General features: G+C 35.4%; 28 protein-coding genes and 1 pseudogene. 7 read left to right on the top strand and 22 right to left on the bottom strand.

The window, feature by feature from the left end:
* The first annotated feature begins 210 nt into the window (after positions 1–210).
* Both H9650_RS09385 and H9650_RS09380 read left to right on the top strand, forming a co-directional pair.
* Positions 211–1,668 (top strand): UDP-N-acetylmuramoyl-L-alanyl-D-glutamate--2,6-diaminopimelate ligase, encoded by a 1,458-nt coding sequence (locus tag H9650_RS09385; RefSeq protein WP_191697049.1) that lies wholly within the window; start codon positions 211–213, stop codon positions 1,666–1,668.
* A gap of 114 nt (positions 1,669–1,782) precedes the next feature.
* Complete coding sequence (locus tag H9650_RS09380) at positions 1,783–2,640, top strand: manganese catalase family protein (RefSeq protein WP_191697048.1); 858 nt, start codon at positions 1,783–1,785, stop codon at positions 2,638–2,640.
* Positions 2,641–2,708: 68 nt separating this feature from the next.
* Here the strand turns inward: H9650_RS09380 and H9650_RS09375 are convergent, their stop codons facing one another.
* The 6 genes from H9650_RS09375 to H9650_RS09350 form a co-directional block, all read right to left on the bottom strand.
* On the bottom strand, positions 2,709–3,215 hold the full coding sequence (locus H9650_RS09375; RefSeq protein ID WP_191697047.1) for a YajG family lipoprotein: 507 nt from the start codon (positions 3,213–3,215) through the stop codon (positions 2,709–2,711).
* A gap of 211 nt (positions 3,216–3,426) precedes the next feature.
* Positions 3,427–3,708 carry a hypothetical protein gene (locus H9650_RS09370; protein WP_144536686.1) on the bottom strand — a complete coding sequence of 94 codons (282 nt, stop codon included), beginning with the start codon at positions 3,706–3,708 and terminating at the stop codon, positions 3,427–3,429.
* 242 nt (positions 3,709–3,950) lie between these two features.
* Entirely contained in the window at positions 3,951–5,063 is a 1,113-nt protein-coding gene (locus H9650_RS09365; RefSeq protein ID WP_151110038.1) for a conserved virulence factor C family protein, read from the bottom strand.
* A 24-nt stretch (positions 5,064–5,087) separates the two neighbouring features.
* Positions 5,088–6,968, bottom strand: a complete 1,881-nt coding sequence (locus H9650_RS09360; RefSeq protein ID WP_151110040.1) for an ABC-F family ATP-binding cassette domain-containing protein — start codon at positions 6,966–6,968, stop codon at positions 5,088–5,090.
* Positions 6,965–7,600 carry an HD domain-containing protein gene (locus tag H9650_RS09355; RefSeq protein WP_191697046.1) on the bottom strand — a complete coding sequence of 212 codons (636 nt, stop codon included), beginning with the start codon at positions 7,598–7,600 and terminating at the stop codon, positions 6,965–6,967. Before H9650_RS09355 ends, H9650_RS09360 begins: the two co-directional genes overlap by 4 nt.
* A 101-nt stretch (positions 7,601–7,701) precedes the next feature.
* Positions 7,702–9,381 carry a formate--tetrahydrofolate ligase gene (locus H9650_RS09350; protein WP_225216005.1) on the bottom strand — a complete coding sequence of 560 codons (1,680 nt, stop codon included), beginning with the start codon at positions 9,379–9,381 and terminating at the stop codon, positions 7,702–7,704.
* Positions 9,382–9,533: 152 nt separating this feature from the next.
* Here H9650_RS09350 and H9650_RS09345 point away from each other — a divergent pair.
* Positions 9,534–9,737: pseudogene (locus tag H9650_RS09345) on the top strand (cold-shock protein).
* A 38-nt stretch (positions 9,738–9,775) separates the two neighbouring features.
* Here H9650_RS09345 and H9650_RS09340 read toward each other — a convergent pair.
* Positions 9,776–9,958 carry a zinc-finger domain-containing protein gene (locus H9650_RS09340; RefSeq protein ID WP_144536696.1) on the bottom strand — a complete coding sequence of 61 codons (183 nt, stop codon included), beginning with the start codon at positions 9,956–9,958 and terminating at the stop codon, positions 9,776–9,778.
* Positions 9,959–10,207: 249 nt separating this feature from the next.
* On the opposite strand from H9650_RS09340, the gene H9650_RS09335 reads away from it, so the two are divergent.
* Positions 10,208–10,600, top strand: a complete 393-nt coding sequence (locus tag H9650_RS09335) for a reverse transcriptase-like protein (RefSeq protein WP_144536698.1) — start codon at positions 10,208–10,210, stop codon at positions 10,598–10,600.
* 66 nt (positions 10,601–10,666) lie between these two features.
* Here the strand turns inward: H9650_RS09335 and H9650_RS09330 are convergent, their stop codons facing one another.
* From H9650_RS09330 to H9650_RS09305, 6 genes are all read right to left on the bottom strand, one after another.
* Positions 10,667–11,182, bottom strand: a complete 516-nt coding sequence (locus tag H9650_RS09330; RefSeq protein ID WP_151110042.1) for an SRPBCC family protein — start codon at positions 11,180–11,182, stop codon at positions 10,667–10,669.
* A gap of 102 nt (positions 11,183–11,284) precedes the next feature.
* Positions 11,285–11,485 (bottom strand): cold-shock protein, encoded by a 201-nt coding sequence (locus tag H9650_RS09325; RefSeq protein ID WP_053589685.1) that lies wholly within the window; start codon positions 11,483–11,485, stop codon positions 11,285–11,287.
* Positions 11,486–11,650: 165 nt separating this feature from the next.
* Complete coding sequence (gene coaW, locus H9650_RS09320) at positions 11,651–12,472, bottom strand: type II pantothenate kinase (RefSeq protein WP_144536702.1); 822 nt, start codon at positions 12,470–12,472, stop codon at positions 11,651–11,653.
* A 27-nt stretch (positions 12,473–12,499) separates the two neighbouring features.
* Positions 12,500–12,808, bottom strand: a complete 309-nt coding sequence (locus H9650_RS09315; RefSeq protein ID WP_144536704.1) for a DUF4870 domain-containing protein — start codon at positions 12,806–12,808, stop codon at positions 12,500–12,502.
* 53 nt (positions 12,809–12,861) lie between these two features.
* Positions 12,862–14,379 (bottom strand): amidohydrolase, encoded by a 1,518-nt coding sequence (locus H9650_RS09310; RefSeq protein WP_191697045.1) that lies wholly within the window; start codon positions 14,377–14,379, stop codon positions 12,862–12,864.
* Positions 14,379–14,945: a DUF1836 domain-containing protein gene (locus H9650_RS09305; RefSeq protein ID WP_191697044.1), complete on the bottom strand. Its 567-nt coding sequence runs from the start codon at positions 14,943–14,945 to the stop codon at positions 14,379–14,381. Before H9650_RS09305 ends, H9650_RS09310 begins: the two co-directional genes overlap by 1 nt.
* 137 nt (positions 14,946–15,082) lie before the next feature.
* Between H9650_RS09305 and trhA the strand changes: the two genes are divergently transcribed.
* A complete protein-coding gene (trhA, locus tag H9650_RS09300; protein WP_144536710.1) occupies positions 15,083–15,733 on the top strand; it encodes a PAQR family membrane homeostasis protein TrhA in 651 nt (216 codons plus the stop codon).
* A 93-nt stretch (positions 15,734–15,826) separates the two neighbouring features.
* Here the strand turns inward: trhA and aac(6') are convergent, their stop codons facing one another.
* The 3 genes from aac(6') to H9650_RS09285 form a co-directional block, all read right to left on the bottom strand.
* On the bottom strand, positions 15,827–16,267 hold the full coding sequence (aac(6'), locus tag H9650_RS09295; protein ID WP_191697043.1) for an aminoglycoside 6'-N-acetyltransferase: 441 nt from the start codon (positions 16,265–16,267) through the stop codon (positions 15,827–15,829).
* Between the two features lie 23 nt (positions 16,268–16,290).
* Positions 16,291–16,533, bottom strand: a complete 243-nt coding sequence (locus H9650_RS09290; protein WP_191697042.1) for a hypothetical protein — start codon at positions 16,531–16,533, stop codon at positions 16,291–16,293.
* A gap of 65 nt (positions 16,534–16,598) precedes the next feature.
* Complete coding sequence (locus H9650_RS09285) at positions 16,599–17,039, bottom strand: OsmC family protein (RefSeq protein ID WP_191697041.1); 441 nt, start codon at positions 17,037–17,039, stop codon at positions 16,599–16,601.
* Between the two features lie 82 nt (positions 17,040–17,121).
* Here H9650_RS09285 and H9650_RS09280 point away from each other — a divergent pair, with 82 nt between their 5' ends.
* Entirely contained in the window at positions 17,122–17,496 is a 375-nt protein-coding gene (locus tag H9650_RS09280) for a hypothetical protein (RefSeq protein WP_144536716.1), read from the top strand.
* Between the two features lie 246 nt (positions 17,497–17,742).
* Here H9650_RS09280 and H9650_RS09275 read toward each other — a convergent pair whose 3' ends face one another.
* The 6 genes from H9650_RS09275 to H9650_RS09250 form a co-directional block, all read right to left on the bottom strand.
* Positions 17,743–19,278, bottom strand: coding sequence for a sensor domain-containing diguanylate cyclase (locus tag H9650_RS09275; protein WP_191697040.1), 1,536 nt, complete (start codon positions 19,276–19,278; stop codon positions 17,743–17,745).
* Between the two features lie 255 nt (positions 19,279–19,533).
* Positions 19,534–20,238: an ABC transporter ATP-binding protein gene (locus H9650_RS09270; protein WP_151110056.1), complete on the bottom strand. Its 705-nt coding sequence runs from the start codon at positions 20,236–20,238 to the stop codon at positions 19,534–19,536.
* Positions 20,231–21,019, bottom strand: coding sequence for an ABC transporter ATP-binding protein (locus tag H9650_RS09265; protein WP_144536722.1), 789 nt, complete (start codon positions 21,017–21,019; stop codon positions 20,231–20,233). Before H9650_RS09265 ends, H9650_RS09270 begins: the two co-directional genes overlap by 8 nt.
* Complete coding sequence (locus H9650_RS09260) at positions 21,009–21,962, bottom strand: branched-chain amino acid ABC transporter permease (RefSeq protein ID WP_151110060.1); 954 nt, start codon at positions 21,960–21,962, stop codon at positions 21,009–21,011. Before H9650_RS09260 ends, H9650_RS09265 begins: the two co-directional genes overlap by 11 nt.
* 9 nt (positions 21,963–21,971) lie before the next feature.
* The gene (locus H9650_RS09255) at positions 21,972–22,844 is read right to left on the bottom strand and encodes a branched-chain amino acid ABC transporter permease (protein ID WP_144536727.1); all 873 of its coding nucleotides are present in this window, start codon (positions 22,842–22,844) and stop codon (positions 21,972–21,974) included.
* A 104-nt stretch (positions 22,845–22,948) separates the two neighbouring features.
* Positions 22,949–24,121 carry an ABC transporter substrate-binding protein gene (locus H9650_RS09250; RefSeq protein WP_191697039.1) on the bottom strand — a complete coding sequence of 391 codons (1,173 nt, stop codon included), beginning with the start codon at positions 24,119–24,121 and terminating at the stop codon, positions 22,949–22,951.
* Positions 24,122–24,637: 516 nt separating this feature from the next.
* On the opposite strand from H9650_RS09250, the gene pepF reads away from it, so the two are divergent.
* Entirely contained in the window at positions 24,638–26,449 is a 1,812-nt protein-coding gene (pepF, locus tag H9650_RS09245; RefSeq protein ID WP_191697038.1) for an oligoendopeptidase F, read from the top strand.
* The last annotated feature ends 101 nt before the right edge of the window (positions 26,450–26,550 follow it).

Genomic DNA, 26,550 nt, shown 5'->3' with positions numbered 1-26,550 from the left:
TTAACTATGATAATATTAGAAATATCATAAAAATCGACTTTTTCAGACAAATTTCAACAAAAATAAAACAAGGTAATTCAAAAAGCATAAACGTCTAATATCTGTTAAAGCTATTTACAAAAAGATACCTTCATGTATTGAAACTAAATCTTACGATGGATTAGCTCCCTCGTAATACACACAAGTTAATTTGATGGGGAGCGAAATAAAATGATGATGTTAAATGAATTGTTAACAGCAATAAACGTAAAAGCTACTCAAATGACACAAAATATTTTGGTAAGTGGTCTCGCCTTCAACTCTAAGAAAGTTGAAAAGGGTTTTTTGTTTGTGGCTATTTCTGGCAACCATATGGACGGTCATTCATTTATTGAAGATGCCATCCAAAATGGTGCAGTCGCAATCATCGGGGAAAAGTGTTTGGAAGTAAGAAATGTTCCTTACTTTCAAGTAAATGATTCTAGGACAGCCTTGGCATATTTGGCTAAGAAATATTTTCAAAACCCAACTAAAGATAAAATCCTTATTGGCATAACTGGAACTAACGGTAAAACGACTACCTCTTACATGATTAAGCATATTTTAGAAAGCCAAGGCTTTTCTTGTGCCCTGTTTGGAAGTATTTCCGTTATCTTAAACAATGAAGAACAAGCATCCTCTCACACTACATTGGATCCTTTAACATTTCATGAGCTCGTTGCAACTAGTAATGATCAGGTCATTATAATGGAAGTGTCCTCACACGGGCTTATTCAACAAAGAGTCGAAGGTCTTGAATTTGATTTTTGTATTTTCACAAATATAGAACAAGAGCACTTAGATTATCATAAGAATATGGAGTCTTACTATTTAGCAAAACAATCATTGTTTGCGCTTTTAAAAAATAGCGGTACTGCAATTATTTACTCAGGCAATGACTGGAGCGAAAGATTAAATACATACGTAGAGTCTATTGGTAGAAAGGTAATTAAAATTAATGGCCTGTTCCCCACCTATTCAGTACTGGATTCAAGTCTTATAGATGAAACCACTCAAGTTAAAGAGACATTTTCTCTTGCGACTACAATGCAAGGTAAACATAATATTGAGAATGCCTCTGTCGCTTTCGCAACTTCTGTACAACTAGGTATTGATGCAAGAGCTGTCGAGGAAGCACTGAATGACTTCAAAGGTCTACCTGGTCGATTTCAATTATTTTCCCATCCTACAGGAGCAACAATTGTTATTGATTACGCCCATACTGCAAACGCGTTTCAACATATTTTGGAAACAGTCAAATCTCAAAATGCTAAAAATATATATCATGTTTTTGGTTTCCGGGGGAATCGAGACGTAAATAAAAGAGCAAAAATGATTGAGATTTCTTTAAGGCACTCTAATCAATGCATTTTGACATTTGATGACTTGAATAATGTATCACCAGAGCAAATGATTAATGAGCTCCAACTTTTAGGAACACATGAAAAGTGTATTATTATCCCTGATCGTACGGAGGCAATCAAGCATGCATGGAAAATGGCTCAAGCAAATGACTGGATTGTGATAACAGGGAAAGGGTGTGAAAGTTATAAACAAAGTTATACGCTCTCCACTACCTCTGATATGCAAACCTTAGATTATCTATTAAAACAATCATCACAATTCAAGCAAGAGGCAGAAAGTTGTTGACTAGACTTAGTTTTAAAGCTAAGTCTTTTTATGTAGAAATAATTAAATGCATAATTCCACTATTAAGGCTCACGCTATCTATAGCATTAGAATTTAGAGAAGTGAGGGAAATAGATGTATTACTATAAAGAAGAGTTAATAAATATTATTAAACCAGACAAGCCAGACCCAGCGGCTGCTCGTGTCCTACAAGAAATATTAGGCGGTCACTACGGGGAAATGAGAACAATGATGCAGTACTTTTTTCAAAGCTCCAATTTTAGAGGTAATGAAAAACAGTACCGTGATTTATTAAGAGGTGTATTTTTAGAAGAAATCGCACATGTCGAGCTTGTACAAAACACCATAAATGCACTTCTCGATGGCTCTGGAGATACTAATTTGGCTGGAAACAGCGGACCTGATCATGCACCATTACATGACCCTGTACAACATGGGAACCCACATCATTATATTATTGGTGCTCAGGCATCGCTACCAGTAGACGCTTCAGGTAACCCTTGGAATGGTTCTTGGGTATATTCCCATGGAAATCTGATTGCTGACTTGCTTAATAATGTGGTACTAGAGTCTACTGGTGTACTTCAAAAAACACGTATTTATGAGATGAGTTCAAACCAAACTTTCCGTGAAACGCTGGCATTTTTAATCGTTCGAGATAATGCACACCAAAATGCTTTTGCAAAAGCATTAGAAACTTTAGGAGTAGAATGGGGAAAAATCTTCCCAATTCCGAATTATGATATTAATAAATATCCTGAGTGTAAAAAGTTTGTGGATTTGGGCTATCATAATGCTCAATTTAACTTTAGACTGGACCCAACAAGAATAGGAGAAATATTTAAAGGTGCAAGTCCAAGTAGAAACAAAGGTGATTTACAAGTAACCCCACCACCAACAGGTTTCCCAGTACCTGTACTACCTCCAATGCCAAACGAACATAGTCCAGGCTTGAATGACATGAACATGTAGAACTGTATAACAACTAAGAAAGGAGACTGTGGTAAATTCACAGCTCCTTTTTATTGATATTGTTCTGTTTAATTTGTTAGGGGAAATGCTAATCTACTCTTTCCAACAGATTTCTCATTCTCCTCCCAAATAAAAATTAGCTCATATATTTTATTGTAAGAAGTGTCCGTAACTTCTATGTAAAAACCATTCTGCTCATCGGCAATAATTTGTGTATCGCCAATTTGATGAAACTCGTTCGTATATTCTTTAATTTCCACCTTGTTCGGAGCCGGATTCATATTATCCCATTTAACTCTTATTACATCCCCAATTTGTGCTTGTCCTTGGTTATTAAACTGATGATTTAATCTATCTTCTGCAGAACAATCCAACCAACAAATTTCTTCATAAATAGAATCAAACCCTATTTGATTATTTAGCGAAAGAATTGGCTTTTCAATTGAATCAAATGAAGGTAACTGTATTTTTTCTTCTACTAAAACAATCTCTTTAGGTTTTTCTTTGATTTCTATTTCATTAGAACATCCTGCCAAAACAATTATTAAAAATAATGGTACAAATATTTTCTGCATATTATACTCCCCCCTTAGTAGGACAACTACTGATTATCTTAAAAAGTCCCTCTACCCTCGTCTTCATACTTCTCCAATAGATATATGTATAAAGAACTTTTATCACAAGTTCGTGTGCATCTTTATTTTATTATACATTTTTATTTCTACAAATATTTCCAAAACCCTTATTGTGTTCTCGAAATCGATAAAAGCAGACCCACATTAATAATTAATGTTCAGGTCTGCTTTCTTTTACTGTTGAATTACGCTTGTATTTAACTTTTGTTAGCGAGAGTTTGTAATCGATAAAGGCTCCTATAAATCCCATTGGTAGTCCACCAGCTAAAATAGATAAAACTACAATGAAAAGGTTAATGTCTTCTACTTTAAATGTCAGTAAATATAAGGTTATAAGAGTACCTACGATTAGAAAAATAATAGTAAAATAATACGTAACATGACTATTTCCCTTAGAGTTGGCTCCTTTTTGCTTAACTTGATCCTTACTCATTTTGATCCCTCTCTTCGGCTTTAAATTATATTTATATTATTCACCCATTTTCCTGAATTTACACATCTCATAGTGGAATATTTTTTTTATTTTTACAGGACGAGGCTATTATATTGATTACTTAAAAATTACCCGAATCTGTACAAATAAAACATTTCTATACAGCAGGTATCAAACTTTTCAGTTTATTATCACAAAAAAGGAAGCACAGGATATCTCCAATGCTCCATAAAATTGTCCGATTATTTTCTTGCTTCACTCATTTGTTTCCAGACGGAACCTTTCGCCTCTTCCCCACCTTCAATTCGGGCAATCGCCATACGAATTTGAAGCTTGACCTCGTACTCTTTATCGTCTTTTGCTTCTTTCAGAGCTGGTAACGCATCCACATCTCCTACTTCATAAAAATACATTGCTGCTCTCCAACGAACTAATTTGTTTTTGTCAAAAAGAGCTTCCTTCATAGCGCCAGCAAATTGTTCAAAACCTAAATCACTCATTGCATCCCCAGCAGTACGCCGCACTGAGGAACTTTTATCCTTTAACGCCATCTCTAGATAAGGTACAACGGATTCATCTTCTATAAGGCCAAGGTAAACTGTTGCAAGTCGTCTAATGGAAACTTGCTCATCCTGAATAGCTCGTGCAAGCACAGGGATATCTTCAAGTTCCGGGTTGATAAGATTATTAAGAAGCTGGAATCTCTTTTCCCAATCACTTACCTCGAACTCTTCTATAGTAAAAGGAACCCGAATTGGTTTTTTATCTTCTTCAGCTTTATCCTTATCAGCTATTAATTGCTGCAGTTTACTTTCTGGAAAGCTGGCTTCCAGTTCTTTTACTAACTGTTCCCCAATTTCCTTTTGTTCTCCATAGCGAACACCATAATCTACCCATTTACGAAGCATGATATAGTTTTCTTTGTCACCTTCCATTGCTTCATCTAATGCTTTAGTAAAACGTTCAGATAAACCAAATCTAGATTCTGATTCACCATCAAATACCTTTACCTGCAGAGGAATTCCCTTGAAGGATTGTACATGGACATACACTTCACCGTAATGATCTAATGGTTTATCTCCTGTTTCTGCTTCGTTTTCTCCACCAAATACATTTTCAACTGATGCTAAAATGGATTCCCAGCTAAATTTAGCGATTCGTTCAATCGCTAAAAAGTCGGCAACATGATATACCCCTTTTACTCCTTCAATTTCAAAGAGACTTTGAATCTCTTTTGGGGCATCTGTTATGTTGTCCTTCTTATAGTTATGACTTTTACCAAAGGGTAACTCCTGGTCGATGACTATCTTCATTGTATTCGGGCTTGGTGTTGGTTCAATCGTTAATATTTTCAAAGTTCATACCTCCAGTATTATAAATCATGAAGAAGCAATTTCTTCTAAATAGGACCATCTTTCAATTAGCTTCTCATAAGCTACGTTCGCTTGGTCTAATTGTTCAGTTAGTTGCTGTAACAATGTAAAATCAGAACCAGTAGTTAAAAGTTTTTGCTCGAGCTCTTCTATTAACTGCTCGGTTTTTTCAATCTCGCCACCTATCCCTTCCCATTCTCGTTGTTCTTTATAGGATAGCTTTTTCTTTTCCTTTATACTTTTTACTGGTGTTTCTTCCTTTTTTATTTCCACCGCTACTTTAGATACATCTTTAAGATCATCCAAATAATCTGAATAAATCCCTAACCACTCTTGAACTAAACCATCTCCATTAAGGATCCAAAGCTTTTTGGCAATCCGATCTAAGAAGAAACGATCATGAGAAATCGTAATAATAACGCCTGGGAAGGATTCCATAAAATCCTCTAATACAGATAATGTTTGAATATCCAGGTCATTTGTAGGCTCATCCAGGAATAGAACATTTGGCTGCTCCATTAACATTTTTAAAAGGACAAGTCGCTTTTTCTCTCCTCCAGACAGTTTGCCTATCTGAGTACCGTGTGTATTTAGTGGAAATAGAAACCGTTCAAGCATTTGAGCTGCCGAAAATTTCTCTCCAGAACCTGTTTCTATCAGGTTGGAAGATTCACGTACATATTCAATCATTCTCGTTTGTTCATTTAGTTTTGGAAGCTGTTGCGAAAAATGCATTAATTTTACGGTAGACCCAACGACAATTTCTCCAGAGTCCATTGGAACCTCTCCTGCAAGCATTTTTAGCAATGTACTTTTCCCGACCCCATTAGGGCCTACAATACCAACTCGATCTCCTGCCTGTAGGATAAAAGAAAAATCGTCTACAATTACTTTAGAATCAAAGCGTTTAGAAATATTTTTGCCTTCTAACACTTGTTTACCTAACCTTGTAGTAGCCATTTCAAGCTCAAGATTAAGTGCAGAATTGTCGCGATCCAGCTTTGCATCGATTTCTTCAAAGCGATCCTTTCTCGCCTTTTGCTTTGTGGATCTAGCCTTTGCCCCCCTGCGAATCCATTTTAGCTCGTTTCGATATAAATTTTGTAGCTTTTGCTGAGAAGCAGCATTCATTTCTTCACGAATCGCTTTGGATTCAAGGTAATTAGCATAGTTTCCAGTATGAGTATAAAGAGTTTTATCAGCAAGCTCATAAATATGAGTCGCTACTGCATCTAAAAAGTAACGATCATGTGTAACAAAGATAATGGCTCCCTCAACTCTTTGCAGCATATCCTGCAACCAGTCTGTGGATTCTTTATCCAAATGGTTAGTAGGCTCATCTAATAACAATAAATCTGCTGGTTCTATTAATACTTTTGCTAGTGCCACTCTTTTTTGTTGGCCACCAGACAAATGTAAAATTGAATCTTCAAACTGAGTAATACCGAGTTTAGTTAATGCTGTCTTAGCCAAAGCATTGACATCCCAAGCCTGAAGTTCATCCATTTTCTGTTGCAAATCCATCAATCTATTTTGTAAATCAGTTGAATCGGAGTTAGCCATTAATGCTAGCAGTGCTTCCTCATATTCTCTGTTAATCTTAAGAATAGGCGAGTCTCCGCTAAATACAGTTTGAAGAACTGTTTCATCTTTTTCAAATACTGGTTGCTGCTCCAAATAGGCGATTCTAAATTTGTTTGGATGATCTCGATCAATTGCATCTGCCTCTAGCTCTCCTGCAATAATCGATAAAAAAGTAGATTTTCCCGTTCCATTGATGCCGATTAACCCTGCTCGATTTTGATTGTTAATCGTAAATGAAATATTTTCAAACAGCGTCTTCTCTCCCACTGTTTTCGTTAGATTGGAAATGATTAAATGGCTCATATAGATTCCCCTGTTTCTTGTCTTAAGTTTTCTAGAAATAATTCCATAAAGGCATGTCTTTCTTTGGCAAGTTCTTTACCTGTTCTAGTTTGCATACCGTCCGCCAATTTAAGTAGCTTTTCATAGAAATGAGTAACGGAGGCTGTTTGTTTAGAGCGATAATCTTCTGCAGACATATTGTCTCTTGGCGTTTCAGTCACATCGTATAATTTTCTGCCCTTTGCTCCACCGTAAGCAAACGTTCTTGCAATTCCGACTGCTCCTATGGCATCTAGACGATCTGCATCACGAACAATTTTAGCTTCGATAGTATCTGCAGTTATTTCATGCCCACCGTTGAAAGAGACAGCTTGTATAATGTTTTTAACATGTTCTGTTGTTTCTTTTGAAATGTTAAGCTGCTGAATGATATGATCCTCCATATATTTTCCTTCTGTCGTAACATATTTAGGATCGCTCACATCATGTAGCAACACTGCTAACTCTATAATTTCATTGTCTGCATCAACCTCAGAAGATGCTATATATAAAGCATTTTTTCGTACTCTTTCTATATGCAAAAAATCATGACTTGCATCAAACTTGTTATAGACTTCTTTTACTAATTTTTCGCATAGTTGTATTGTTTTCATATATTTTTTTCTCCTTAAACTATTCGTCCACTTCATTATAACGAAAAAAAGAAAAAAAGACTGCTATAGTGCAGTCTTTTCAATGGAAAGAAGTGAATGGCTTAAAATAGACCAATAGCTTGCCCATCATTATCCACATCCATATTTAATGCAGCAGGTTTTTTGGGTAATCCTGGCATTGTCATTATATCGCCTGTGAGACAAACAAGAAATCCTGCACCAAGCTTAGGAATTATTTCTCTCACTGTAATAGTAAAGTCAGTAGGTCTACCAATTAGTTTTGGCTGATCAGAAAGTGAGTATTGGGTTTTTGCCATACATATAGGAAGTGAATCCCATCCATAATCCTCTATTTGACGGATTTGTTTCAAAGCATTCTCTGTAAATACTACTTCTTTTCCTCCATAAACCTTCTGAACGATTGTTCTAACCTTTTGTTCAATCGAATCCGCTAATTCATATAGCGGTGAAAAGTTAGAAGGTTTATCTAGCTCGCTCAAAACTAATTTTGCTAAATCTTCTCCTCCAGCGCCTCCCTTCGCCCAAACGTCTGTCAAAGCAATGGAAATGTTATTTTCTTTACACCAATTGAGTAGCGTATGTATTTCCTGCTCAGAATCTGTTATAAACTTGTTCAAGGCAACCACTGGTTCTACTCCAAATGCACGAATAGTCTCTACATGCTTCATAAGATTTTTGGTCCCCTCTAACAGAGCCTCCACATCTTCATCCTTCAATTCATTTTTATGTTTTCCACCCTGTAACTTTAAAGCCCGAACGGTTGCTACAATAACTACAGAGCTAGGAATAATATTTGCTTGTCTAGATTTAATATGCATAAACTTCTCGGCACCTAAATCAGCCCCAAATCCTGCCTCAGTTATGACAATATCAGCTAAATTCATTGCTGTTTTAGTAGCAATGATTGAATTACAACCATGAGCTATATTCGCAAAGGGGCCGCCATGTATAATACTGGGTGTTCCTTCGATTGTTTGCACAAGATTTGGCTTAATCGCTTCTTTTAATAAAAGTGTTAGAGCTCCCTCGACTCCCAAAGAACGAACATTTACTGGTTCGTTTTCATATGTATAACCAATAACTATCCTCGATAGTCTTTCTTTTAAATCTTCTAAGTTCTTTGCTAAGCACAAAACAGCCATTATTTCTGAAGCCACTGTGATGTCAAATCCATCTTCTCTAGTTATGCCATGAGAAGGTCCACCAAGTCCGACGATTATATTGCGCAAAGATCGGTCGTTCATATCAAGTACACGCTTCCAAGTAATTCTTCTTGGATCTATATTAAGTTCATTGCCTTGGTGAAGATGATTATCAATAAACGCAGAAAGAGCATTATTTGCAGTTGTAATAGCGTGAAGATCACCATTAAAGTGTAGATTTATCTCTTCCATCGGGAGTACTTGAGAATAACCTCCACCAGTTGCTCCTCCCTTTACTCCCATGACTGGTCCTAAAGAAGGTTCTCGTAGTGCCACTACAACGGATTGTCCCATTCGCTTTAAAGCATCTGATAGTCCTACCGTTACAGTAGATTTACCTTCACCTGCAGATGTTGGACTAATAGCGGTCACTAAAACTACCTTTCCAGGTGATGTTCTCTCAGGGATTTTAGTAAAATCAATTTTCGCTTTAAATTTACCATACAACTCCAATGCTTCATCCGAAAGACCTAAATTTTCTGCTATCCTAACGATAGGTTGCATTTCCGCATTTTTGGCAATACTCAAGTCAGTTAGTGGTTCTACATGTAGATTCAACTAAATCACAGCCTTTTTATTTTTATTTTACATCATATAATTGATAGAAAGTTAGCTATAATTCGACATTTTATTGACGATAGCAAGCATTTCATGTATAGTTTATTTTATCCATTTAACTGAATTTTTAGTGGATTGAGGGAGGAACAGTTATGCAACAGGGGAAAGTAAAATGATTTAACAACGAAAAAGGTTATGGTTTTATCGAGTACAATGACGGGGAAGATGTGTTCGTCCATTTTACTGGTATTCAAGGCGAAGGTTTCAAGGCTTTAGAAGAAGGTCAGGAAGTCACTTTTGAAATCGTTGAAGGAAACCGTGGACCTCAGGCTGCAAACGTTATAAAATCGAAGTAAAACGGTTCTTCCCGCGGCAACTGGTCGTGGGACTTTTTTTATTTTCCGTATAACTTATTCCCAGCCTCTTTGATCTCTTCTCCTACCGTACACTCATTTATACAAAACTGGTGGGCCTTCGACTTGCCCTTTTCTTTTCTGAGCTGATTTTTTACAAAACACCCTTCACAATAATTCTCTAATAGCTGATCAATTTCATTTATAATTTGCGAATTTTTCATACATTTAACTCCTTGCGGTATGTCATATGGAACTGTACAATTATTTTACTCCTATACAAATTAAATATCATAATTAATATACGTAAAAAATGATCTACCGCTTTAGCGACTTTTACGATCACTTAATTACTTGTGTAACTTTCTATTGCATTGCTCTATAAAGTGTTTGTTTTATTAATCAAGCACTATTTATGAATATAGCTCACGTAAAAAAGAAAAGTACTTACAATTATTAAAAGGATGGTAGCAATGATTGAATTATATATCGATGGCTCTACAACTGGCAATCCTGGACCTAGTGGAATTGGAATTTTTATAAAGGGAGAAGGCCATCAAATTAAAATGAGTGAATACATAGGTATCTATTCGAACCATATAACTGAATTTAAAGCTTTGTTGAGAGGGCTGGAAGAAGTTCAGAAGCTTTCACCTACTATCGTATCCATTCGAACAGATTCTCAAATAGTGTATGCTGCGGTTGAAAAACGTTATGCAAAAAATGCAGAATTTGCTGCCTTATTAGAGAAAATACTAGTCATTACAGATACCTTCGATCTATTCTTTATAAAATGGATCCCGGATGATCAAAACAAAGCAGCCCATGCTTTAGCTAGAGAAGCTGTAAGGAAGAACCTACCTTAAAAAAATGACACCTCCAGCAGCTAAATCGGTTGGAGGTGTGGTTAACTTAAAACTTTTGTTAGTGCCTTATTCTGTTTTCTCTGCATAGCCCTCAACAGTATCAATCTCGTCTTGTGCTTCCTCTTTATCCAAGTTATAGTCATTTTCAATACTATTTTTAGTACGATCCATGAATCGAACAATAACGTCATCTTTACCAAAAAGTTGAAACAAGCTTAACAAAGGATTTCTTGGGCGATTAACGGATAAATAAGTAAACTTCGTATTCTGTTCATCCACCTGATGTAGTTCATAATCTACCTTCATTTTAAAAAGATTGTTTAAAATAAATGTTTCCTGGACCAGCTTGTGATTAGGCTCATTTATATATTTTTTTAAGGTGAGATTATAATATTCGTCAAGTGATCCATTTTTATACGACTGTCTTATTACTGTTCCAACAACTTCCTCAGTTTCTTTTATTATCTCTTCATCAATTATCTTTGGAAAAATTACTTTCTTTTTCTCTAAGTCCCCGTAAAAATAAGGCCATACAAATTCGATTGGTGCATTAATAACTATCTCTTTTTTCCATTTTTTCATCTAAACTACTCCCCTGCATATCAATATGTTAACCTTTCTATATATGATAACACAAAAAAACAGACCCTCGAAATGAGAGCCTGTTAAAGTTTAGGTTTAAAATTAAGCTTTAACTACGTTAGTAGCTTGAAGACCACGTTGGCCTTGCTCGATTTCAAAAGTTACTTCTTGACCTTCGTCAAGAGATTTGAAACCTTCGCTTTGGATAGCTGAGAAATGTACGAATACATCGTCTCCGCCTTCGCGTTCGATAAATCCGAATCCTTTTTCTGAGTTAAACCATTTTACTTTACCTTGTTCCATGTGTGTATCCTCCTCGTATGCAAATTGTGCATACATTGTGTTACTATCCTTGCTCAACACTGTTAAGTAAAAGTGTTGCCACCTACTAACTAACCGAACAAAAATAATCCTCTTTAAATATAACATGGCATTTTTAATAATGCAACAAATATACATAATCTTTTTTTAATTGTTTTCCAATAATGCACCAATTGCTCCACTATAACCATGTTTTTCTAAAAAGATTGGATTTTTATTTTTTAAAATTGTATAAGACTCTATTATTTCTTGAAGTAAACTATTTTCTTCTAATGTTGAGCCTATATATATTATATCTTTCACTCCGTGGGCTTCTGCTGCTTGTATGCATAATGTAGCGACAACTTCGCCAATTATGCCTTGAATACCTGCTAGTAAATCGGCACGAGACCGAGCTTGCTCTGGCTTTAATGTAACGCCACCAAAGTTACTAGCTGTAAGTGAACCAGTTATCGGAAGTTTGTTATCCTTATAAATGTCACTTACTAGTACATCTATCGTAGATCTCTTCCCGTCTTTGGAAAGCGCAATCATTTCTTTATAATTTGTTAGGCCTGTTAATGCCATTCCAAGGCCTAATAATGTACCTCCACCAATTCCAGAACCTGCTATACGTGAATGTGTTTTGTCATGCATAATATGTATTGAAGTACCTGTACCAATATTTGCTATGATTGCCGAGCTACTGCTAATAACTTCCTGTTTCATCTGATACATCACGCCATTCATTGTCGCATCAAACTCAACCATATAAGGAAGGTCCTGTTTAGATAATAGGAATTTTTTTAATTGCTCTGCTCGACCACCAGTGAGGCAGATAGCACTTGACGAATGCTTGTTTTCTATCCACTCTCTTACTCCTTGAAAATCTGAAGAAAGAAAGCTTTTAAAGGACATCTTATTTTCTCTATCCCAATAAGCTATTTTCGTTAAAGTTCCACCTGCATCAATACCAATTCTAGTAGTCATACTTAGTCCCCTTTTACATTACAACCCTTATTTAATCCATGATCCCACTATAGGGTAATTAAATGCTTCACCATTGATTGCTTTAATTATACCTATAATTGGGACAACAAAAGCCATTATAGCAAAAATTATTACTAATGGGATACCTATTATGATAAATATTAAAAGAAACGATATAAAAAGCAGAACTGACATCACTAACTGAAAAAGAACTGCCTGCACAGAGAGCTTCTTCACTTCATGGTCATCTACAACTAAATATAATACGAATGGTACTAAAAATGGAGCGAACCAAGTGCTCGCATGCAATAATACCTTAAGTCCTTTATTATCCATTAAATATAACCTCCTTTATCTTATTATATATACGAATACTTAGGGTTTTAGTTTCATATTTTTCTTTCGTAAACAATCTTTCCATTCACTACTGTTTTGCTAACAAACACCTGTTGGATATTATCTACGTTAAGTGGTTCATTTAGGATAGTAAAATCAGCATCAAACCCTTGAGCAATTTTCCCTCTCTGAAATTCTTTCCCAATCGCTTTTGCACTACCAGTAGTATATAGGGATAAAGCTTGAAATATGGATATTGACTGACTAGGATTCCATCTATTATTAACAGCTGCATCTATCGCCACAAATGGATCTGCACTCTCTACTGGTGAATCTGATCCTCCTGAGCATTCAAAACCAGCTCTCAACAATGACTTCCAAGCGTAGGCCCATTCCATTCTTTCCTCTCCAAGTCGTTCTTTTACCCAAGGAAAATCAGATGGAACAAATATTGGCTGAATATCTAAAACAATAGGTAGCTTGTGCATTCTTTCTATTAAATCAGCTCGAAGAACATTTACGTGAATGAGCCTATCTTTTTTTCCCTTAGGAGCAGGGTATTTTTCAATTTTATCTAATATCAGCTCAGTCGCCTTATCTCCTATTACATGAACAGCAATACATTCATTATGAACTCGCGCCATTTGGACTAACTGTCCAAGTTTTTCTTCTGTATGAACTGCAACTCCACTTGTGCCACTTTTATCCGAGTAATCCTCAGATAATAATGCAGTACGACCACCTAATGAACCATCTACAAAAATTTTCATCGCACCAAATTCTAGAAATTCATTGGACATCTCTTCTTGCATTTGTTCGAATACTAAATGATGTCTTAATAGATGAACTTTAAATTGATCTTCCACTACCTCGCGATATGCTTTTAAGGGTATTTCGTATGGACCGTAATATGCCATATCTTCCGTGTGGACACCTGTAAACCCTTTCTTATGTAAGTCCTTAATACTTAAACGAATTACTTTTGCTAAATATTCTGAGGTGACTGGGGGTATGTGGGACGTTATCAGCTGCTGAGCTTCATCAAAAAAAAGCCCGTTTAATCTACCATCTTCATCCTTCCCTATCCTCCCACCTATTGGACTAGGTGTATCTTCAGTTATTCCTGCTATCTCCATGGCCCTAGAATTCGCCACAAGGACATGGCGGCATATTCTCTTTAAAACGATCGGACTTTCTTGAATTACATCTAAATCATTCTTACTGATGAATCTTCCATCTATTAACTGATTATCGTTCCATCCCTCTGTTATGTACCATTGACCAGGAGTGACTTTTTTACATACTTCAGCCATTATTTTCTCTATAGATGTAAAGGAAGAAAGGTCGAGATAAGACAGCTTCTCCCCATGTCCAATTAAATGAATATGACTATCCACAAAACCAGGATACATGGCTGCACCTTCAAGGGAAATAATCTTGTCCGCATGAGGAAGAAGCTCTTCTTTACTTCCTATTTGAATAATTTTACCTTTCTCGATTAATACCGCTTCTACCATAGAATCTTCTGATTGCATTGTAAAAATACTTCCATTTGTCCAAAGAGTTTTCATTATTTTTTCTCCTTTTCTTTTGGAATAAGCTCATCAACGAGCAATTCTGCTGCCCTTCTATAGAGATTGCTCATGTTCGCTAAAGAAGAGATTAACAAAAGCTTTTGCAGTTCTTCCTCCCCCTCTAATTTTTTTGTTTCCTTATCCAATACTTGAATTTCTTCTTTAAAGACAAGTTTATTATTTTGCTGAAGGGAAATAAAGTTATCATAAAAATCATTTAAAGTGAAGTCCCTTGAGCTCATTTTTTCTTTTAAAGGGGATAACGTTTCTTTCACATCATTTATAGATAGGGATCCTTTTAAATGGTAAATGAGATTAATCAACATAATATGCTGCTTAGAGTATTTTTTATTTTTAATTGGAACGAAAAGCTTGCCCTTCGCGTAATTGTTTATCATTGTTTTTGTTAATACCTTATCTTCATCATTTCTAATGGTGGATCCATATTTTGCATCAAAAAGCTGTATAACCTGATCCATATATAAGTCTATTTCTGGTATGTCATCTTCTTTAATCGCGGTATCCAATGCTAAACGTTCGATCAAGCTATTTATATCATTCATAAATAAACCCCCTCGTAATACTTTAAAAATATAGTAACTTAAAACTCATTAAAGGTAAACCTTGACTACTAACAATTATAGTTATATCATTATATGTAGTTATTAAAACTACTTAATGAGATGGAGGTATTTACTTCGTGCTAAAAAATTATATAAGAGAGCCATTCAATTCATTATCACATCTATTGGGAGCTGTTTTAGGTTTAATAGGGCTCACTCTCATGATTATGAAGGGAATCTCACAAAATACTACTAATCTTACATTAACGGCACTTTCTATTTTTGGCGTTAGTATGATTTTACTGTATATGGCTTCTGCTACTTACCACGCAGTTTTAGCTAAAGATCGTGTTATCCAGTATTTACGTCGTTTAGACCATTCTATGATTTATCTACTGATTGCTGGTACATATGCTCCATTTTGTCTTATAACATTAAAAGGTTCTACAGGTTATGTATTGTTTAGTTTGATAACTCTTTTAGCTATCTCAGGAATATTATTTAAAATGGTTTGGTTTGAATGTCCAAGATGGGTTTCTACGGCACTTTACATAGGAATGGGATGGATAATTATTTTCCTTGCTCCTGCCCTGTCAGAAAGTCTAGGTACTCAAGGTCTACTATATTTAATTGCAGGAGGCATATTCTACACTATAGGTGGTATAATTTATGGGCTAAAGCCTAATCTTCCTTTTATTAAAAAGCTAGGTTTCCACGAAATATTTCACATTTTTATATTGCTAGGCACATTTTCCCACTTCATATGTGTGTATGTATACGTATTATAAAAAGTTTTAGAATATATAATGAGGGCGTCCAATTACTTAATGGACACCCTTTTATTATTTAATGTAAACTCACTTTGCGTTGGAGCAAGTGTGTTACTTCAGCTTTTTAGCAAAAGCAATAATACGATTAACCTCTTTAAACCCTAATTTTAAATGAACTGCTAAGCTTTCTTCATTGTCCAGTTCGCAGTCACTAGCAAATTCTTCACAGTCTTTTGTAATCGACCACTGTTCGCATTTTTCGACCAGCTGCCTTGCAATACCTGTATTCCTGAAGTCCTCCTGTACAAAAAGTCCTTCTAAATAGCCTACAGGTGTTGTACTTGTCCCCTCCACATAGTCTTTTCGTATTTGGCACTGTGCAAATCCAATTGGACCTCCTGATGGTTCATAGGCAAGAAAAACAACGGCGTCACTGCTCGTAATTAGTTGTTCCATTTCTTCTAGAAATTCTTCTTTATCATGCCCTGGCCATAATAGTGAAGCTAGAGTTGCCACATCGAGAGCATCTTTTGTTTCAGCTCGTTTAATCATAAAAAAGCACCTTTCCTAGAAAGCTAGAATTCTTTTTTAGTTAAAGTAAAATCTATATTTGATGGTGGAGACTGTAATCTCATTGTTTCAAGTTCGATTCTCATCTTTTCTGTTTCCATAATAAAATTTTCTTGTTTAAGCTTTTCTAACTCTAAGGCATCTTTAACTGCTCCAGCTTTTATGCGTGCTTTTTCTTCTAAATGGTCAGTTACAGACCTAATAACTGGAACTAAAAAAATAAGCGCCGGTATTATAATCCATTCCACTGCATTCACCCTTCCCTAGTATTACCTGATTAGAATATACATTAAAGCAATTAGGAAATAAATAACTAATTAACAATATTTACGGAAAATTCTAATTCTATATCTACATTTCCTCGCAAAGCCTTACTAATCATACAGTTTTCCTCTGCCTTGATGGCTAGCTTTTCTGTCTTAGCTATGTCTTTTGAATTTTTAAGTAAGATACTTGGTCGATGAATAATTTTTTTGTATGTAAATACACCTTTCGTAACATCAACAATCGCAGTGGACTGCATTTCTAAACTTTCTTTTTCTATTTTACTCCGTTCCATCATTGCTGCTAGTGTGATGATATAGCAGGTAGCAGCAGCTCCCAGGAGCATTTCATCTGGATTAGTTCCTACACCAGGTCCATCCATCTCTTTTGGTATGGAAATATTAGTTTGTAAATTTCCAGAACTAATATCTCCAACGTCATTTCTATTCCCTGGCCAATTTGCTTTCAATTGAAAAATGTGTTCTGTCATAATTTTCATCAAACCTTTCAAATGGATGTATTGGAAATTTCATTGATTTCCTATATTATTGAAGAGAAGGTAGGCGTTTAGATTGCTTAAAAATTACGGAAAAATTGCTGGTTTTATCATCGTTGCTTCTCTTTTTCTACTCATTCTTGGAGTAAGATACGTGTTGGGTCAAGATTTAGTTGTTATGAACTTTATTGCATTTGCAGCTTTTTCAATTGTAACTGGAGTCATAGCAGGAGCTATGCTTTTTTACAATCTTCATAAAGCATTTTATTTATTTACGTTTGGGTTAGCAATAGGTTTCATTGATCTTTTCCGCTCTTTTATCATTAATACCGGAGGTAATGGAGACCTACTCGGAATTCTTTCCCTCTTTATCTTCACTGCATTTGGATTAGTATTAGGAATGATTGTTGAGGCAATATTTTACCTCATTAAAAAAACAAACAATCAATAAAAGAGGCTAGAACAAAATCCATCTTAGGAATTAAAAAAACCTAGAAATTTTACCATTCGTAAAATTTCCAGGTTTTTTTATCTACTTTATAGCAGTTGTCCGCTAGCAGACACAACAGAAGTAGGTACGGGAGTAGCCATCCCTGCATTTTCAAAATAAAACAAAAAAGTGAAATTGAAGTCTCAATTTCACTTATGCATGGCATGAGACTACTTAAATTCTCATGATTCTTTATTTTTCTATTGATCAGTTGGATTTCATAGTATTATTTCGTCCATTTGACTTTGCTTTATAAAGCGCGCGATCAATTCGTTCTATAAATGAAGTAATTGGCTCATTGAAATCTACGTATTCTCCTACACCTGCAGAAATAGTGATGAGCTTTCTTGTAGGTGGCAAAGTTGTTTCGATGTCTTTTCTCAGTATTTCTGCGAGTCTGTAGGCCTCATCTAAATGAGTATTTGGGAAAACGATTGCAAATTCCTCTCCACCTAAACGGATGCAAAAGTCATTATCACTGGCAACGAGATTCATACGAGAAGCTAAAAACTGAAGGACTTCATCACCCGCATTATGCCCAAATTCGTCATTAACTTTTTTAAAGAAATCAATATCTACCATTAACATGGAAAAATATTGTTTTTCCTCTATTAGATTACTATATAAATATTCAGCGAACCTTCTATTCTTTAGACCTGTCAAGGGATCTGTTAAGGATTGCATTTTAAAGTCTGCTACTGTTTCCTCCTGATGCCTGCGATATTCTTCCACCGTTTCGGTCAGCTGTTTTGCTTCAAAATACCATGTAGGAATTCTTAACTCTTTCTTATTAAATCCCTTATTCATAGTATACATAGCCAGCTTCTGCAAAGGAAATGCGAGCTTATTAGAAATAATAAAAGCTACTACTAAAAACAAAGCAACAAAAGGAAGTGCATATAAAAATATCTTCAAGATAATCCCAATTAGAGGCTCCAAGCTAGACTGATATGGAGTCTGTGAAACAACTCCCCAGTTACTTGCTTCTATAAAAGAGTAACCAGCTAAGTAAAGATCACCTTTCGTGTTTTCAGTTAAGCTAGAACCACTATTACCCTTTATAAGTTTCTCCACTACTTCATTACTTTTTACAACTTCGCCTATTCGTTCTTCATCAGGATGATAAATAAGTGTACCTGAATGGTCTACTACATAAACATAGGATCCATCCTTGGAGTAATGCTCGGCCAATATATTTCTTATAAAATTATCCTCTTCCAAATATATCGTTCCGTTAAGCATGCCTAAGTATTCATTTTGTTCATTAAAAAGCGGAGTAGATACAAGGATTAATAATCTCCCAGTCGACGCCATATATGGTTTTGTAATAATATTCTCTTTTTTATCTAACGCTTCCCTAACGCCTTCGGATTCAATAATATTACCGGCAATCCCAACGTTAGGTGAAGTCGCTATCGCTAGACCATTTTTGTCTATAACAGAAACTGAATTAAAATTTCTGCTTGTGACAATTAGCTGGTCAAGAACTACTGTTAACTCCTCTGGCTGATCCAGTAACTTTATTATATCTGCTTTTCTTCCCTCTAAATTCAATTGCATAGAGGCAAATAGCTCCTCAGACATTTGAGCAAGCTTTTTTGAATAGACTTGATTTTGCTCTAATGAGTTCTCAATTAGGCTGTTTTTAGTCACTAAATAGCTCGAAAAAAGAGAACTAGTAAGTATGCCAATTATAGTAAACGAAATTAATGTTAAAATCCAAAAACGTAACGTTTTTATCATACTTCCTCCAAAATTATACAATATTAATATCACATTTTCTGATTATAGCACTATTAGTATAGTAAAAACTATAGTAAATTGGTAGTTTTGCTATAAATTTATAATTTAAGAGAAAGATTCATTAAAACAAACAAAAAGAGGATACCAAATGACAACGGTCATTCATATCCTCTTAATCGATTGTAATTATTTCTGTTTAATAAACATTTTGTTTAATGCAATCCTTAATTTTAATAAATAAAATTCATTACCCAATTATCCACCTAAATATGCGAGCTTAACTTCTTCACTAGATTGAAGCTCAGCTGATGGACCGGAAAGTACTACTTTCCCTGTTTCAATTACATAGCCTCTGTTAGCTACAGAAAGTGCCATATGGGCATTTTGTTCAACAAGCAGGACAGTTGCTCCATCATTATTTATTTCTTCTATTACTTTGAATATTGTTTGCACCATAAGTGGAGCTAAACCCATGGAAGGTTCATCTAATAAGACAAGTTTAGGCTTTGCCATGATTGCTCGACCGATTGCAAGCATTTGCTGCTCACCACCAGACAACGTACCAGAAAGTTGTTTTTTCCTTTCTAATAGCCTAGGGAACGTTTCGTAAACTTTGTTTAAATCCGAAGAAATTCCAGCTTTGTCTTTACGTAGAAATGCTCCTAGCTCTAGATTCTCCTCCACAGTAAGATTGGAAAAAACTCTTCGACCCTCAGGTACATGAGAAATACCAGATTTCACTATAGTTTGAGCTGCTTTCCCGGAAATTGATTTACCTAAAAACTCTATTTTCCCTTTTTTTGGCTTTAACAATCCTGATAAGGTTTTAAGCAAGGTGCTTTTCCCCGCTCCATTTGCCCCTATTAACGTAACTATTTCGCCTTCATTCACTTCAATCGTTACATTATGTAGCGCCTGTATATTTCCATAAAATACATCTATATTTTCTACTTTAAGCATGGATGCCCGGAACCTCCTCTCCTAAATATGCTTCAATAACTTTAGGATGGTTTCTTATTTCCTGTGGAGTTCCTTCTGCTAAAAGCTGTCCATGATCTAACACATATATCCTCTCACAGACACCCATCACCAAATTCATATCATGTTCAATCAATAAAATGGTCAGGTCAAATTTCTCTCGGATAAATCCTATTAAGTCCATTAGATCCTTAGTTTCTTGAGGATTCATACCTGCTGCTGGCTCATCTAATAAAAGCAGCTTTGGACCTGCCGCCAATGCTCTAGCAACCTCAAGTCTTCTCTGTTGACCATAAGGAAGGTTTTTTGCAAGCTCATCTTTATACTTATCTAATTTAAAAATCTTCAGAAATTCGATTGATTTTTCTTCCATCTCTTGCTCACCTTTAAAATGAGAAGGAAGCCTTAAAATTGAGCTAATCATCGAATGTGTTGCTAAAGAATGATATGCAACTTTAACATTTTCTAAGACAGTCAATTCATTAAACAGACGAATATTTTGAAAGGTTCTGCTGATTCCTTTTCTAGTTACCTTGAACGGTGGCAATCCATTGATACGCTCTCCATTAAACACAATATCACCTGTTGTAGGTGCATAAACGCCAGTCAACAGATTAAAGCTCGTTGTCTTACCAGCTCCGTTAGGTCCGATTAATCCTACAAGTTCACCTTGTTTTAAAACTATATTTAAATTTTGGACAGCTTTTAGACCGCCAAACTGTATCCCTACGTTTAGAACCTCTAGTAAAGGCTTATTTACCATATTGACTGCCCCCTTTCGGTGCTCTCCAGCTTTTAAAGTAATCCGTAATTTCCATAGTTCCCATTAAACCTTTAGGTCTATATAACATTACGATTATCAATACAAGACTATATATAATCATTCGCGTTTCAGGATAACCTTGCAAGTAAGTTGATACAACCGTCAAAAGAATAGCTGATAAAACAGCTCCTGATAGGCTGCCCAGCCCTCCTAAAACAACAAGGATTAATATATCAAATGATTTTAAAAATCCAAATTGACTTGGTTGTATAATATAAAAATTATGAGAGTATAGCGCCCCTGCCACCCCCGCAAAAAAGGAGCCAATGGCAAATGCCGCTACCTTGTAATACGTAGTATTAATCCCCATTGCATCAGCTGCAACTTCATTCTCTCTTACAGAGATAGAAGCTATACCATGGCGTGAATTGGTGAAGTTGACTATAACTATAATTGTTATGGCTAAACAAATAAATGTATAGGTCCATGTTGTCATATGCTCAACCTGCATGCCTGAAGCCCCACCGACATAATCGATATTCAAAAAAATTATACGAATGATTTCAGCAAAGCCAAGAGTGGCTATCGCTAAATAATCTCCCTTTAGCCGTAGACTAGGAATACCTACCACTAAACCGGCTAATGCTGCAACAATTCCCCCTACAATAATCGCTAAAAAGAATGGTAGTCCCAGCTTCATCGTTACAATAGCAGAAATATAGGCACCAACAGCCAAGAATCCAGCATGACCTATAGAAAACTGCCCTGTAATACCAATAATCAGATGGAGGCTTACAGCTAAAATAATATTAATTGATATGAGAATAATCGTATTGCTATAGTATTGATCTAACATTCCATTCATAATAAGAAACTGTATAACGGCAAATACAACTATTCCCAAAGCAATAAATAGCCAAAATTGTTTAGAAGTTTTCTTCATTTAATACACCTACACTTTCTCTCGTGCATTTTTGCCGAAAATACCTGATGGTCTAAAGATGAGTATTAATATTAGAATGACAAATGCTGCAGCATCTCTCCACAAAGAAAATCCTACTGCACTGACAACAGATTCAATCACTCCTAAAAGAAGTCCCCCTACCATTGCTCCTGGGATGATTCCAATACCTCCTAGAACCGCTGCAATAAATGCTTTTACTCCTGGAATAACTCCCATTAGTGGATCAATCTTTGTATAATACACTCCGAAAATAACTCCAGCAGCACCTGCTAAAGCTGAACCAATAGCAAAAGTTGCAGAGATTGTGTTGTCTACGTTGATGCCCATTAATTTTGCTGCCTCTGTATCATGAGAAACAGCTCTCATTGCCTTCCCTGTTTTAGTTTTATGTACAATAAATTGTAGAATAATCATTAACACAACAGAAACAGAGAGGATTAAAATTGATTGCATGCTTATTTGAACACCATAAAGTTCAAAGGTTTTCTTAAAGAAGTCTGGATACGCTTCAGATTGAGCGCCCCTAATATAAATCACTCCATATTCGATTAATAAGGAAACCCCTATAGCAGTAATAAGCGCAGCTATACGCGTAGCGTTTCTTAGTCGTTTGTAAGCAATTCTTTCTATAATCACACCAAATAGTGCACAAGCTGTCATTGAAATAATAAGTGCTGGGAAAAAACCTAATCCAAATACTGTAATAGAATAAAAACCAATAAAAGAACCTACCATGAACACGTCACCATGCGCAAAATTTATTAACTTGATAATTCCATATACCATCGTATATCCAAGGGCGATTAAGGCATATATACTTCCGAGTGAAATACCATTAATCAACTGCTGAATCCATTCCATGTAGTTCCACTCCCTTATATGTTAGTACAGTACAAGTCTAAACCCACTTTCATAAAGTAACAGAAAAGGAGGGAATGAATCCCTCCATTATTAGTAACAATATTTTAAGGATTTACCTTTGTATTAAAGACTTGTTTTCCATCTACAAACTCAATAATTGTTGCTGATTTCACTGGGTGATGATTTTCATCCATGGAGTATAGTCCCGTTACTAAATCCAGATTATCAGTTGCTTCTAATGCTTCTTTAATTTTTTCACCATCGGTTGATTTTGCTCTTTCAATTGCATCCTTTAATAAGTAGACAGTGTCATATCCTAGAGCATGGAACGAGTTAGGAGCTTCACCGTACTTTTCATTAAACTTATCTGAGAATGATTTTGCTTTTCCATCTGGGTCTTCTGAAGAGTAAGCAGTAATGATAAACGTGTTATTTAAAGCATCAGCCCCAGCTAAATCAACGATTGTTGGTGAATCCCATCCGTCAGCACCCATCAACGGAACCGTAATTCCCATTTCACGAGCTTGCTTAACGATTAGACCAACTTCTTCATAGTATCCAGGGATAAAAATGAAATCTGGGTTACTAGATTTGATACTGGTTAAGGTAGATCGGTAGTCAGAATCTTTTGCTGCGTAAAATTCCTCCGCTACAATTTTACCGCCAGCCGCTTCAAAATCCTTTTTAAAGGATGCCGCTAAGCCTTTTGCATAATCACTACCGTTGTCCGCGTAAATTGCAACATTTTTAACTTTTAATTCATTGGCAGCAAAGTTTGCTGCGACAGTTCCTTGGAAAGGATCAATGAATGCTGTTCGGAAAGCATATTCATTAACTTTCCCATCATCATTTACTGTTACAGTAGTGCTAGTTCCTGATGGTGAGATTAGCGGCACCTTGTTTTTCCCGGCAACTTCTACTTGTGCTACAGAGTTACCACTAGTTGCTGCACCTATGATTGCTACTACCTTATCTTTGGTAATTAGCTTAATAGCTCCATTGGTTGCTTCACCTGCATCTGATTTATTGTCGACTTTTACAAGTTCAATTTTCTTACCATCAATTCCACCGTCTTCATTAATTTCATCCACAGCCAAGTCAATAGCCTTGTCTTCTGATTGGCCATAAGATGCTGTGCCACCAGAAAGTTCCAAGTTAATACCAATTTTTACCGTATCCCCACCGTCACCCTGACTACCTTCACTAGAGCATCCTGTCAAAACCCCTATTAAAAGGGATGAGGCAAGGAACAATGAAGCAAATTTTGATTTTTTCATAAAAAATATACCCCCTTATAATGTTTGAAAATTTTGAAATTTTAAAGCGTGCTATCCTCTCTTTTTAATAGCAACTTATTCCAAAATTAACATTTCTTTAATACAATTACATTGTAAAACAAAGTAATGATTCAGTCTATAGAAATTTGACTAATTAGAATTTTTATAATTTTTGATATACTATTGTTATTGCATTAATAATATTATGTATAAAAGTTTTACCGAATCTAGAGATGATGATGGACATCCCTCCCTGCTTAAACACTGCATGTATAAAATAACGAAATTATTTTTGTACTGCGTCTGTCAGTTCCAACAAGAGATGAACAGTGTTTCAAACAACTTCTGAACTGAGTTGATGCTTATCGCTCGCCTCCTTTAAAATACAGTCCATTAAACTTGATTGTTATATTAATCAATTAAATTAATTGAAAATAATAAAAATAATTACTTTTCTATCTTTCTCCGCTATAATTATTTATAGTTCGAAAACCGTAATATTAAGGAGAGATGAAAATGGTACAAAGCTTACCAAAAAGATCAGACGTGAAAGTAGAAGAAACATGGAATTTAAAAGATTTATATGCTACGGAAGAGGATTACAATAATACTTTAGAGGAAATAGAAAAAAGCATCCCTATGTTTGCCGAGAAATTTAAAGGCAAAATAGATAGCGCTAAAGCAATCGTAGACGCTTTAAGCGAATACAAGACTCTTTTTGAGAAGTTCAATTTATTAGGAAGTTACGCAAGACTAGCTATAACCGTGGATCAGACAAATACTGAATCACAAATGAGAGCTGGTAAATTTGGTTCTTTAGCAGGAAAAGTTGCAAGCCAAACTTCATTTGTTGATAGTGAACTTTTAGAATTACCAAAAGAACTAATAGAAGAAGCTATAAAACTAAATTCCGAGTATGAGAATTATTTAGTTAAATTACTTGAAAAGAAAAAATATACTCTACATCCTGAGGTTGAAAAGGTTTTAGCTGCCTACTCCCCTACCTTTGATGCACCTTATAACTTATACGAAACTACTAAGCTATTGGATATTGCTTTTCCAAATTTCGAAGTAAACGGGAAACAGTATCCATTAAGCTACGTTTCCTTTGAAAATGATTGGGAAGCTGAAACTGATACGGTTCTTCGTAGAACAGCATTTGAAGCTTTCTCTTCAAAGCTTAAGGAATATCAACACACAACTGCAAAAACATATGATATTCATCTACAACAAGAAAAAACGACAGCAGATTTACGAGGATATGACTCAGTATTTGAATACTTACTTTTTGACCAAGATGTAGATATTTCTCTATATAACCGTCAAATTGATTTGATCACAAAAGAGCTAGCACCACATATGAGAAAATACGCGAATTTACTTCAAAAGATACATGGACTAGATAAGATGACGTTCGCTGATTTAAAGATTGCTCTTGATCCGAACTATGAACCAACAATTACAATAGAAGAATCAAAAAAATATATCAAAGATTCTCTATCTGTTATGGGTGACGAGTATCTTGAAATGGTTGATCGTTCTTACAAAGAACGCTGGGTAGACTTCGCTCAAAATGAAGGAAAATCAACTGGTGCCTTCTGTTCTAGTCCTTATGGTAGCCATCCATATATTTTAATATCCTGGTCGAGTCGCATGAATGAGGTTTTTGTATTAGCACATGAGCTTGGTCATGCCGGTCACTTCTATTTTGCACACCAAGAACAAAATCTATTTAATTCTCGTCCGTCTTTATATTTTATAGAAGCACCTTCTACCATGAACGAAATGTTAGTTGCTAACCATCTTTTAAAAAATTCAGATGACCCTAAATTTAAACGCTGGGTAATTTCATCTATAGTGGCTAGAACTTATTATCATAATTTTGTTACTCATTTATTGGAAGCAGCTTACCAACGTAAAGTTTATGAGCGAGTGGATCAAGGTCAAAATGTAAATGCTGAAATATTAAATGCTTATAAGCGAGAAGTATTAGAAGATTTCTGGGGAGATGCAGTGGAAATAACAGATGGAGCAGAGCTTACATGGATGCGTCAGCCTCATTATTATATGGGCTTATACCCATATACGTATAGTGCAGGATTAACTATCTCTACACAGGTAGCTAAGCGTATATTAAACGAAGGCCAAACAGCCGTAGATGAATGGGTAGAAGTTTTAAAAGCTGGTGGCACTAAAACGCCAGTAGAATTAGCAAAAATGGCTGGTGTTGATATCACTACAGATGAGCCACTTAAAGAAACTATTTCATACATTGGTTCACTGATTGATGAACTTGAAATCTTAACAGAGACAATTGAAAACAAATAAAGAAAGAAGCTATCATAATGTATATTGCAGTGACCTAAAGAAATGAGACAAATAAAAACACCTTTCGTTGAAAAACGGGTATACAATACCTAACTTATCAA

The sequence above is a fragment of the Psychrobacillus faecigallinarum genome, from assembly GCF_014836595.1.
Classification (GTDB): Bacteria; Bacillota; Bacilli; order Bacillales_A; family Planococcaceae; genus Psychrobacillus; species Psychrobacillus faecigallinarum.
This window is presented reverse-complemented; position numbering and strand designations above follow the sequence as displayed.